Origin of the sequence: Streptomyces sp. NPDC047081 (genome assembly GCF_040643775.1) — a bacterium.
In the GTDB taxonomy this organism is placed as follows: domain Bacteria; phylum Actinomycetota; class Actinomycetes; order Streptomycetales; family Streptomycetaceae; genus Streptomyces.
This window is the reverse complement of record NZ_JBEYUY010000017.1, coordinates 163,505-174,803: the sequence shown is the minus strand read 5'-3', so window position 1 is coordinate 174,803 and position 11,299 is coordinate 163,505. Positions and strand designations below refer to the sequence as shown.

The 11,299-nt window shown below is 74.2% G+C and carries 10 protein-coding genes; 1 reads left to right on the top strand and 9 read right to left on the bottom strand.

What is annotated here, in order from left to right:
• Positions 1-89: 89 nt before the first annotated feature.
• The 9 genes from ABZ848_RS29770 to ABZ848_RS29730 all read right to left on the bottom strand — a co-directional run bounded on the left by ABZ848_RS29770 (position 90) and on the right by ABZ848_RS29730 (position 10,156).
• Positions 90-551, bottom strand: coding sequence for an OsmC family protein (locus ABZ848_RS29770; protein WP_360836831.1), 462 nt, complete (start codon positions 549-551; stop codon positions 90-92).
• Between the two features lie 68 nt (positions 552-619).
• Positions 620-1,489, bottom strand: coding sequence for a CBS domain-containing protein (locus ABZ848_RS29765; protein WP_360836830.1), 870 nt, complete (start codon positions 1,487-1,489; stop codon positions 620-622).
• A gap of 480 nt (positions 1,490-1,969) precedes the next feature.
• The gene (locus tag ABZ848_RS29760; protein WP_360836828.1) at positions 1,970-2,479 is read right to left on the bottom strand and encodes a universal stress protein; all 510 of its coding nucleotides are present in this window, start codon (positions 2,477-2,479) and stop codon (positions 1,970-1,972) included.
• Positions 2,480-2,622: 143 nt separating this feature from the next.
• Positions 2,623-3,351 carry a CBS domain-containing protein gene (locus ABZ848_RS29755; protein WP_360836826.1) on the bottom strand — a complete coding sequence of 243 codons (729 nt, stop codon included), beginning with the start codon at positions 3,349-3,351 and terminating at the stop codon, positions 2,623-2,625.
• Positions 3,352-3,558: 207 nt separating this feature from the next.
• A complete protein-coding gene (locus ABZ848_RS29750) occupies positions 3,559-4,734 on the bottom strand; it encodes an ABC transporter permease (RefSeq protein ID WP_360836825.1) in 1,176 nt (391 codons plus the stop codon).
• The gene (locus tag ABZ848_RS29745) at positions 4,731-5,900 is read right to left on the bottom strand and encodes an ABC transporter permease (RefSeq protein ID WP_360836824.1); all 1,170 of its coding nucleotides are present in this window, start codon (positions 5,898-5,900) and stop codon (positions 4,731-4,733) included. Before ABZ848_RS29745 ends, ABZ848_RS29750 begins: the two co-directional genes overlap by 4 nt.
• Positions 5,901-5,906: 6 nt before the next feature.
• On the bottom strand, positions 5,907-6,884 hold the full coding sequence (locus tag ABZ848_RS29740) for an ABC transporter ATP-binding protein (RefSeq protein ID WP_360836822.1): 978 nt from the start codon (positions 6,882-6,884) through the stop codon (positions 5,907-5,909).
• Between the two features lie 26 nt (positions 6,885-6,910).
• On the bottom strand, positions 6,911-9,244 hold the full coding sequence (locus ABZ848_RS29735; protein ID WP_360836820.1) for a heavy metal translocating P-type ATPase: 2,334 nt from the start codon (positions 9,242-9,244) through the stop codon (positions 6,911-6,913).
• Positions 9,245-9,274: 30 nt separating this feature from the next.
• On the bottom strand, positions 9,275-10,156 hold the full coding sequence (locus ABZ848_RS29730) for a universal stress protein (RefSeq protein ID WP_360836818.1): 882 nt from the start codon (positions 10,154-10,156) through the stop codon (positions 9,275-9,277).
• 277 nt (positions 10,157-10,433) lie between these two features.
• Here ABZ848_RS29730 and ABZ848_RS29725 point away from each other — a divergent pair, with 277 nt between their 5' ends.
• Entirely contained in the window at positions 10,434-11,183 is a 750-nt protein-coding gene (locus tag ABZ848_RS29725) for a universal stress protein (protein ID WP_360836816.1), read from the top strand.
• Positions 11,184-11,299: the final 116 nt, after the last annotated feature.

The following is an 11,299-nucleotide window of genomic DNA, read 5'->3' as shown; positions in this document are numbered from 1 at the left end:
GCACCGGACCCCCAGGCTGTCGGACTCTTCCCTTCACGCTTCGCCACCTCGGCGGGCGCCGCCATGGGCCGTCCGGCCCGCGTCCGCGGTCACGGCTCCTGCGGCTCCAGACCGATGTCGATCCGCGGTGGCAGGCGCAGCGTGTTGTGCACCGTGCAGTGCGAGGCGACGGCGAGCAGCGCGGCGTGGCGCTGGGCGGAGAGCGCGGGCGGGGGAGTGATCGTCACCCGCAACGAGTCGACATGGGCCGGCGGTCCGGCGGCCATCGTGAACTCCGTGTGCACCCGCAGTCCGCGACGGGGCAGGCCGTGCCGCGCGAGGTAGCGGCCCGCATAGAAGGCGACGCAGGTGGCCAGGGACGCGGCGAAGAGCTCGACCGGTGTGGGCGCGACGTCCGTGCCGCCCGCCTCCTTGGGCTGATCGACCAGCAGCCGGTGGCCGCGGATGTCGACGTCGTACGCGTCGCCGTGGACGTGGGTGACGTCGAGGCCGTGCACGTCCGCGATCAATGTCCCGGGTGGGCTGACGGTCTCCGGTGCCGTGTGTGTCATGACCCGGTCTCCCTGGTAGGCGTCGGCTGCGGTCGATGTGCGGTGGAAGGAGAAGGAGGGACCGGGCGTCAGACCGCCCTGAGGTGGTCCACCACGTCGAGGACGTCCGGAATGCGCGCCACCGCCTCGGTCAGCCGCGGCACCAGGTCCGCGGCCAGCGGGCCGGTGAGGGTGACGACGCCGTTGCGGACCTGTACGTGCACGCGCTCGGGGGCGATCGCCAGTTCGTCCCGCAGGACGTGGGAGACGATCTCCGCGCGGATGGCGGCGTCGTCCCGGACCAGGGCATGCAGCAACTCGCTGCGGCTGACGACGCCCACGAGCCGGTCCTTGTGATCGGTCACGTACACCTGCCTGATCCGGGACCGTGCGGCGGTACGGGCCGCCTCGACGACCGGCGTCCAGGGGTGAACGGTCAGCGCGGGTGCCGACATCAGCGTGGCAGCCGTACCCTCGTCGTCCCCGGGCCGCTGCCGGCGGCCGAGCAGCTTGCTCAGCGTGCCGGTGCGTTCCTCGGCGGAAGCGAGCGCGGCCGCCCGGGCCAGGAGGTCGGACTCCGCGACCACACCGACGACCCGGTCGGAGGCGTCCACCACGGGAAGCGCACCGGTCTGTTCACGGGCCAGCCTCCGCGCGACGTCCACGAAAGGCGTGTCGGGAGGAACACCGGCCGCGGACCGCTTCGTGATGTGGCTGACCTGAAGGTCGGCGACGGTCGCCGGACGGGTGCCGGCGTGCCGGGCGTGGCCGCTCGAAGGCTGTCCGGCCGGAGGCGGCTCGGTGGCGGCGGCCTGCGCGTCGTGCGAGGCCATGGCCCGGAGGTAGCGCACCATCATGTTCTGCCGGAAGTCCTCGGTCGGCTTCCTGGCGGTGGTGGGCATCGCATGACGTGCCTCCACCGATGCTGCTGTGGCTTGCCGGGCCTCACGGTCAGTCATGACAACCTCCCATGCTCCGCGCGGAACGCGCCTCCTGCCCAAACCATCCCGCCCGCTCTGCCGGCCGGGACAGGGCCGCCCGGCCCCTTCCGCAGGTCGACCGGCCCCGGTCGTGCCCTGGCGGTGTGCGGGTGATCGGTGAGCCGGCGCCCGCCGACAGTGCTTACGGAATCGCCCGGACGGGTTTTCGCTCAGTAGGGGAGGGGCCGCCCCGACGGCTTGCGCAGGTCCTGGGGCTCCGGCCGGTGCGGAGGCCTGGGGCGGGGTTCTTCGTGTATCCGCTTCATGGTCGCCGCCTCCACCCGGTGGTCCACGGGGTGCCGGAGGTTCCGGCACCGTCCGCACCGAGAAGCCTCGTCGGGGACGGCACCGACGGCCATGAGACGAACGCCCCGGACCAGGGGTCGGTTCGGGACCGCCATCGGGGTCGATCGACCCACCGACCGCAGGGGCCCGACTTCCTTCCGGCCACGTCAGGCGCTATGCGGCACCGCTTCGGAGCCGGTCCGGCGCCTGCACGGTCCCCGAAGGCACCTCGCCCAGGTCGAGAGCGCGCACCATGACCACGGGCACCGCGGAGCGGCGCAGGCACTCGCGGCCCACCGGGCCCACCGCCGGCAGCTCCCACTGGCTGTGGGGCGCGCGGCCGAGGGCGAGCAGCAGGGCCCCGCGCGCCCGCTGGAGCAGAACGCGCACGGGCGGTCCCTCCACGAGCAGGGCACGTACGCGGGGATCGATGCGGGCGCCGAAGGCCGCGCGCACGGTCGTCGCGAGGAGCTCGGCGGCCCGTTCGCGCTGCTCCGCCGCGGTGGGCCGCGTGGACACCGGAGCGTAGGGGGCGAAGGCCGCGGCAGGTTCCCAGGCGTGCACGGCCACGACCTGCGTGTCCAGTACGTGCGCCTGCTCCACGGCCCAGCGCAGTGCGGCGCGTGACGCCTCGGAGCCGTCGACACCCACGACGATGACCCTGGAGCCGGTGTGTTCGCTCATGGCTGCCTCCCCGGACGGACTCTGCTTCCAGGGTTCTCCTGCGGGGAGGAGGGCGCGTGGGCCGAGTGGCACCCTGCTCGTGACCAACGGCCCCTGCCCCGGTGCGGCGCGGACGTCCGACCCCATGGCGCCGCCCCGCCTGTTCACAGCTTGCGCAGCCAGCCCTCGGACGTGGCCTGCAGGGCCTGTTCGGTGCGCCGGAGGCGGGCGTCGTCGAAGCGGTACGTCAGCCGGTCGGCGACCGCGACGACACCGTCGATCCGCTCCGTCATGCCGAGCGCGACGGACTTCTCGCTGCGCCGCTCCAGCCTGCCCGCGAGCGTGACCACGCCGTCCCGCACGGAGACCCGGACGATGTGCGGCGTCAGCAGGAGCGTCTTCACGAAGACCTCCTGCTGTACATCGCGCCGGATCTGGTCGTCGGTGCGCAGGAAGACGCGCAGGAGGTCGTGGCGGGTGACGATGCCGACGAGCCGGTTCTCCTCGTCCACCACGGGCAGCCGCTCGACTCCGTGCCGGAGCATGATCCGGGCGGCCTCGGCGGAGGCGGTGTCGGCGTGGACGGTCACCGCGGGCGTGGACATCAGTTCGGCGGCGGTGCGCGCACGGCTCTTCGCGCCGGTGCGCCTGACTTCGCGGCTCATCCGGCCGAACCGGCCGCCGAGGAACCCGTTGCCCGCCGAGCGACGGGACTGGTGCAGCACGAGATCCGTCTCGGAGACGACCCCGAGGACACGGTCGTCCTCATCGGTGACCGGGACCCCGCTGACGCGGTGCCTGCCGAGCAGCCGGGCGACTTCCTTGAACGGGGTGTCCGGGCGCACGGTGACGACGCCCCGGACCATGAGGGCGCCGACCTTCGTGGGCTTCATCGCTGTTCCTCCTTCGCCGCGGATGGTGAAGCCGGCGGTCGGCGGCACGCGTACCGGCGTCGACCGGACACCACGCAGCCCGCGCCTTCCCTCCCGGCTCCATCTCCAGCGTCCGCCCGTGACCTGCCCCACCACAGAGGCTGACCGGGCAGGACACCGGGCCGGTCGGCCCTCGCGTCGAGCGGCCCGGCGTCATGGGCCGGGCAGTCACGCTCCGGGGCCGGTCGTCAGACGGTGTCGCAGTGCCAGCGAGGCACAGGTCAGGAGCGCCACCGCGAAACCCGTGAGGACGGTCAGCTCCCGCACCACGGACGACAGGTCGCCGTCGCGGGACAGCAGCGTCGTCCACGCGTCGACCGCCCAGGCCTGCGGCACCGCATGCCCCGCGGTGCGCAGCCAGCCGGGCACCAGGGCCAGCGGCCACATGCACCCGCCGAGCATGCCGAGCCCGATCCCGAGCGCCGGACCGATGGCGTGCACCTGTTCCGGCGTACGGAACACAGCCCCTGCCAGCACCCCGGCCCCGGTACCGACCAGCGCCCACAGGGTGACCAGGACACCGGCGGCCAACGGGTCGCCCCAGGCGACGTCGAAGGCCAGCGCGCCGATGCCCACGATCAGCAGGGACTGCAGCAGGGCGAGCAGGAGATACGCGATCGTCTCGCCGGCCACCAGGGTGCGGGCCGAGACCGGCGCCGCGAGCGCCCGCGCGTACACGCCGGTCCGCCGCGTCTGCACGATGGCTGCACCGCCCGCCAGGGCGTTGATGAACACGAACAGCACCAGCATGGTCGGGGTGCTGTAGCTGTAGCCCAGCGGCAGGTAGTCACTCTGGCCGTTGACGGTCTCGGCCCGTACGGCGACGGGGGAGGAGGCCTGCTCCGCGCTGCGGGCGAGAGCGAGGTTCCTGTCGAAGGTCCCGCCGCTCTGTCCGGTGGCGAAGCGGGCGGCCTGCAGACGCGCGGCGTGGTCGGCCACCACGGCGGACACCGAGGACACCGCGGCGTGCCCGGCGCTGCCCGAAGGCTCCACCAGGACCCGGACCGTGACGGACCGCCCTGCCCGTACGCTCTCGTCGAGGCCGGCCGGCAGCACGATCACCGCGTCCAGTTCGGCGCGGCGCAGCGCGGTGCGCGCGTCCGCGGCGTCGGCGTACGAACGGGTGCGCAGCCCCGGCGCCTTCGTCAGGTCCGCCGCCAGCTCCTGGGCCACCGGCCCGGACCGGGGATCCGGCACGACACCCACCCGGAACTCGTCGAAGCCGCGCACGGTGACGCCGATGACGACGATGATCGCGACCGGGAGCAGCACCATGAAGAACAGGGCGGTCCGGTCGCGCAGTACACGCTTCAGGGTCGCGCGGGTGACGGCGAGAGCGGTCATGGTGTCCTCCTCAGCCGGAGCAGCACGGCCGTCACCGCGGCCACGACCGCCGAGAACGCGGCGATGCCGAGCAGCGGCGCACCCACCGCGTCCCAGCCGCGCACCCCGGTGCCCAGGTCGGTGAAGCCGCGCAGCGCCCAGCCGTTGGGCGTGAACTGCGCGAGCCGGCGGATCAGCGGTGTGGTGCCGGACGCGAACACGAAGTTGCCGCCGAGCAGGGCGAGCGCGAAGACCAGGATCGACGCCAGCCCCTGGGCCTGCTGTTCCGTTCGCACGAGCGCGATGACCAGCGCCGTCAGACACACCACGCACACCGCCATGGCCACGCTGAGCACGGCGATCCCGAGCGGATCGGCCCAGCGGGCGCCGAAGGCCAGCCACGACACGAGCGTGACCGTGGCGAGCCCGGCCAGGCTGTAGACGAACGTCGACACGGACTTGCCGATCAGCAGCGCGCCTCGCCCGACGGGAGCGGCCGCGATCCGGTCGAGGGTGCCCTGCTGCTGCTCGACGAAGTAGCTGCGCGCCCCGAAGCCCACGGTGAACAGCACGAAGAACATGCCCATGCTCGGACCGAAGTAGCTGATGACCTTCAGCGGGTCATCGGGCAGGCCCTGGGCCCGGACCTGCTCGGGCAGCCGCAGCAGGGCGGCCTTCGCCGCGAGCCGCGGGACGTCCTGCGCGGGGGCGCCCGCGGCGACGGCCGTGGCCACGGACAGCCGGTCGGCGTTGACCTGGGCGACGTAGGACTCGGTGACGGCGCGGGCGAGTTGGGCCTGCAGGCCGTAGTCGACGCTGTCCAGGACCTTCACCGGTGCGGCGGCACCGCCGTGCAGTGAGGCGGTGAACCCCGCGGGCACGACGACGGCGGCGTGCACGTCGGCCGCGTCGACCGCCCGCGGGGCGGCGGCCTCGCTGCCGTACGACCGCACATGGACCGTGCCCCTGAGTTCGGGGCTCTTCAGAACCTCGGTGAGGCCTGCCGCGGCCGGGCCCCGGTCCAGATCCACCACCGCGATGTCTGCGTGGAACTCGTCGTTGTTGTTGAAGGCCAGGGCCATCAGCGCGGAGATCAGCACGGGCGCCAGGAACACGATCACCCAGGCCGACCGGTCCCGCATCCGCTGCCTCAGATCCTTGGCGGCGATGGCGAGTACGGCACCCACTGCGGCTCACTCCCTCAGCGCGGTGCCCGTCAGATGGAGGAACACCGCCTCCAGGTCGGGCTCGTCGATCTCCACACTGCGGATGTCGACTCCCTGTTCGTGCGCGAGGTCGAGCAGGTCCGGCAGCAGGCTCCGCGCGTCCTTGACGACCAGCTCGACCACGTCGCCGTGGTCGCCGCCGCGGGCCAGGCCCTCCACGCGGGGCAGGCGACGGCAGGCCTGCGCGTAGGCGGACAGTCCGCCGGCCGCCGTGAGCCGGACCCGGTCGCGCTCGGCCACCAGCTGCACCAGCTCGCGCGGGCTGCCCTCGGCGACCAGACGGCCCCGGTCGATGATGCCGACCCGGTCGCACAGCCGCTCGGCCTCCTCCATGTAGTGCGTGGTGTAGAGGACGGCCATGCCCTGCTCGCCGAACCGGTTGACGCTCTCCAGGATCGCGTGCCGGCTCTGCGGATCGACGCCCACCGTCGGCTCGTCCAGCACCAGCAGGGTCGGCGAATGCACAAGCCCCGCACCGATGTTGAGGCGCCGGCGCATACCGCCGGACAGCGAGTCGACGCGGTCACCGGCCCGGGTGGTCAGGTCTATGAGGTCCAGCACGTCGTCGACGCGGTGGTCGAGCCGGCGGCGCGGCAGCCGGTAGAGCCGTCCGAAGAAGCGGAGGTTCTCCCGGACACTGAGGTCCGGGTAGAGCGCCACGTCCTGCGGGACGAAGCCGATCAACTGCTTGGCGGGCCCGGCCGCGGTGCTCACCGCACGGTCCGCCACGCGAACGGTTCCGGCGTCCGGGCGCAGCAGCCCGCAGACCATCCGGATCGTCGTCGTCTTGCCGGCGCCGTTCGGGCCGAGCAGACCGTAGGTCTCGCCCGGCGCGATGCGCAGGCTCACGTCGTCGACGGCGACACGGTCGCCGAACCGCCGGGCGAGGTGAGCGCAGTCGAGGACCGGCCGTACGGTGTCCGGGCTTCCCGGAGGATCGGTCATGGCGTCTCCTCGATGGCGTGGCCCGCTCAGGGCGCGAGGGAGAAGTAGCTCTCCTCCTCCTGCGTGAAGTGCAGGCGCAGCACGGTGTGCAGGCCGTAGAGACAGGCCCGCAGGTCGTCGAGCTGGTCCTGGGACAGGGCTCCGTCGCGCTCCGCGAGGGTCAGGTGGGTGGCGACGCGCCGGGCGAGCCGTTCGATCTCCGCGTGCGCGCGGCTCATGGTGACCGTCGCCTCGGGGCCGCCGAGCGTGGGGGCGAGCGCGGGATACAACTGGTGCTCCTCCGCGTACTCGTGCGGCAGCAGCCGCTCGGTGAGCAGCCGGTGCACCTCGCGCACCGCGGCCAGCGACTGCGGCCCCGTACCGTCGGCCAGCCGGTCGGCGGCGTCGCGTACGGCCTCCAGGACGTCCTGCAGGTCACCGTGTTCCGCGGCGAAGCGGCGGATGAGAGCCTCCGTCGAGGGCGGCAGCGCGGGCCGCCCCTGCCCGTCGTCGTGCAGTACCCGCAGCGCGTTGAGGATCACCGCGACGTCGATCCCCTCCTGCAGCAGCGCGCCGACGGCCGGCGGGAGCAGGCCGAAGGCGGCCACGACCATCGCCGCGAGCGAGAGCACCATGCCGCCGAGCGCGCTCTGCACGGCGATGCGCCGCGCCCGTACGGCGATGGCGACCGCGTCGGCCAGCCGGTCCACCCGGTCCGTGGTCAGCACGATGTCGGCGGCCTCCGAGGAGGCCGTGGACCCCCGGGCGCCCATGGCCACGCCGATGTCCGCGGCCGCGAGGGCAGGCGCGTCGTTGACGCCGTCGCCCACCATCACGGTGACCGCGCCCTCGCGCTCGGTGCGCACCGCGGCGACCTTGTCGGCGGGGGTGAGGCCGGCCCGCACGTCGTCGAGACCGAGGACGGCGCCCACCTCGCGCGCGGGCTCCGCGCGGTCGCCGGTCAGCATGACGAGCCGCTCGATACCCGCGGCGCGCAGGCGGCGCAGGGTGCGTGGTGCGTCCGGGCGCGGGGGATCCCACAGGAGCACGGCACCGACGGGGCTGCCGTCCACACCGAGCCAGGCCACGGCCGCTCCGTCGAGGAGCGCCCGGTTGTCCACCGACCTGGCCCAGTCCGGGAGCGGTGTGGTGTCGGGGAGGCGGCCGACCGTCATCCGGCGTCCGGCGACCGTGCCGGCCGCACCCCGGCCGGGCTCCTCCGACACGTCCGAGGGAACGGACAGACGAAGGCCCCGTTCGTGGGCCGCGTCGACGACGGCCCGGGCCAGGACATGCGGGGAGTACTGGTCGAGCGAGGCCGCCAGCCGCAGCACCTGCGTCGGCTGCCAGCGGGGTGCGGCGATCACGTCGAGGACCCGGGGGCGCCCGCCGGTGAGCGTGCCCGTCTTGTCCAGCAGCAGCGTCCGCGCCCGGCCCAGGTTCTCCAGCGCCCCGCCGTCACGGATCACCGCGCCGAGGCGGGAGGCCCGGGACAGACCCGAGACGACGGCCACCGGTGCCGCCAGCAGCAGCGGACACGGAGTGGCCACCACCAGGACCGCCACCGCACGTACCGCGGAACCGCTCGCGAGCCAGGCAAGCCCGGCGACCGCCAGGGACAGCGGCAGGAACCAGGCCGCGTACCGGTCGGCCAGCCGCACCACGGGCGCGGACTCGGCGCCCGCCTGCTGCGCCAGCCGTACGATCCCGGCGTACGTGCTGTCCCGCTCGGTCGCGGTGGCGCGCAGTTCGAAGGCGTCGCCCGCGTTGACCACTCCGCTGCGCACCGACTCGCCCTGGACGCGGCGCACGGTGAGCGGCTCGCCCGTGAGCGCGGATTCGTCGAGCACCGCCGGTGTCCGGGCCACCCGGCCGTCGACGGGCACGACCTCGCCGGGCCCCACGACGAGCAGGTCGCCGGCGGCGACCTCGGACGCGGCGACCGTGGTCGCTCCCGCGTCGGTGAGCAGCCGGGCGGTGCGGGGCGCGCGCTCCAGCAGCGCCCGCAGATCGCGGGAGGCACGCCGCTGCGCCGCAGCCTCGAGGGTGCGGCCAGTGGCGAGCATCAGCGCGATGAGGGCTCCGGCCAGGTACTCGCGCACGGCAAGCGTGCCGCCGAGCGCCAGGACGGCGATCACGTCGACGCCCGCCCGGCCGCGCCGGAGGGCGTCCAGCACCCAGCCGACCGCCGGGACCACGGCGGCGACCGTGCCCAGACCCCAGCAGAGGTCGGCGAGGTCCGGGGCGCCGGCGAGCCGGCAGGCGCCGCCCGCGACGAGCGCGGCGGTGGTCACGGCCAGCAGGACGGATTCGGGCGTCGGCGGCACGAACAGCGCCGTGCACAGCCGGTGCAGCCGCCCTGCCGCGGTGACATGGTCCATGACGCGCCTCGCTCGGGTGGCCGGTAGGGCTCAGTCGTGGGGGACGACGGCGACAGGGCACGGAGCGTGGTGCAGGGCCGCGTGCGTGACGGGACCGAGCCTCCAGCTCAGCGGTGAGGGGTGCCGTCGGCGGCCGAGGACGGTGAGCATGCTGTGGGTGGAAGCGGCGAGCAGCACCTGTGCCGCGGAACCCCGGGCCACGTGGTCCACGACGTCGATGTCGGGGAACTTCTGCCGCCAGGGCGCGAGGGCGGCCGCGAGCCGGCCGTGCTCGTCCGTCTCGTACCCCTCGTCGGAACGGCCGATGGGCGGATGCGTCACCAAGGAGCTCAGCGGCAGCGCCCGGACCGCACGCACCCGGGCCCCGCGCAGCTCCGCGGAAGTGAACGCGAACTCCAGCAGCGGGTCGGTGGCAGGTCCGGCCTCCCGGACGCCGACGACGATCTCCTGGCGGTCAGCCGCGGCCGGGTGACTCAAGCCGGCCTCCACCGCGGGATCGTCTGTGCGCACGGCGACGCTCGGGCACCGGGCCAGGCCCAGGATGTGCAGGCTGATGGAACCGAGCAGGAAGCCGGCCACCGAACCGTGCCCGCGGGAACCCAGCACCAGGAGCGAGGCGTTGTCGCTCGCGTCCAGCAGGGACTGCGCGGCGGGGACCGAGACCAGCTCCGTGATGACGGAGAGATCTCCGTAGCGGTTCAGCAGTTCGGCCTCCGTCCGCTGGAGCACCTGTCCTCCGTAGCGTTGCTTGCTGAGGGCTTCCCGGGCGATGTGCACGTCGAGCGGCTGGGTCGTCCAGGAGTGCAGCAGCAGGACGGGTACGTGCCGGTCCATGGCCTCGCGCGCCGCCCACCATGCAGCCGTCACGCTCGCGGCACAGCCGTCGAGTCCGACGACGACAGGTCCGGTCATGGCACACCTCCGGTGTCGGCGCGACGCATGCCGCGCAAGGTGCCTCCCACCTCCAGGCTCGCCACCGTGCGAGCGGGGAGGGAGGGCCGGACGGTGCCGCGTTCGGCCCGTACGGCCCACTGCGGACGGGAGGTTCGCGGGCGGACGCTGGGTGCCGTCAGGGGAGGCGGGGCCGTCCCCGCCGACGAGGGCGGGCACGGTCCCGCCGCGCGATGCCGCCCTGCTCCCCTCGTGCGGAGGGTCCCGCCAGGAGCAGGCCGGAGACGGGAGGACCGCCGTGAACGGACCGGTTGTGGTGGGAGTCGATGGATCGTGGGCGAGCCTGGCCGCGGTGCAGACCGCGGCACTGGAGGCCGAACGACGCGGAACGGGACTGCGCCTGGCGCACGCCCTCGCGTGGTCGTCGGCGCACGTGCCGGCCGGGGTGCCGCCGTGGGACCCGGACGGCGCCGGACTGCGCGACCTCGTCGGCCGTCCGCTGGACGAGGCCGAGCGGTGGGCCCGGAAGATCGCCCCGGAGGTGACCGTCGCCTGTGACGTGCTGATGGGCGAGCCCGGCAGCGTGCTGGAGACCGAGTCGCGCACCGCGTCGCTCACCGTGGTGGCCGGCCGGAGGGCGAGCGGACTCGCGGGCCGGCTGACGGGCCGCGGACGCTGCCCGTTGCTGGTGGTGCGGGGGCGGGCGCATCGGCATGGCTGCGTCGTACTGGCGGATGCCGCATCGAGCGCCGCCGCCGACTTCGCCTTCGCGGAGGCCGAGGCGCGCAACGCGGACCTCGTGGTCCTGCACGCGCGTGCCCTCGGGGCGCCGGCCGGGTTGCGGAAGAAGTACCCCGGCGTCACCGTCCACGACCGGCGGCTGCGCCGCCGTACCGGACGAGCGCTCGTCGAGGCCAGCGACGGCGCCCAGCTGGTCGTGATCGCGGCCCGTCACAGGGCCGCGGAGCTGCTGCCGGGCTCGGCCGGGCGCGCTCTGGTGAACGGCGCCCACTGCCCCGTCGCCGTGGTCCCGGCCGAGCAGGCCTGACCGCGGACGGACCGACGACGCCGGCCGTGCAGGTCGCCGCCGTGCACCGAGGGCCGACCGGCCCTCGTGGCACCCCCGGTCAGCCCATGGGATCCCGCCCCCATCCGCTGGACGCT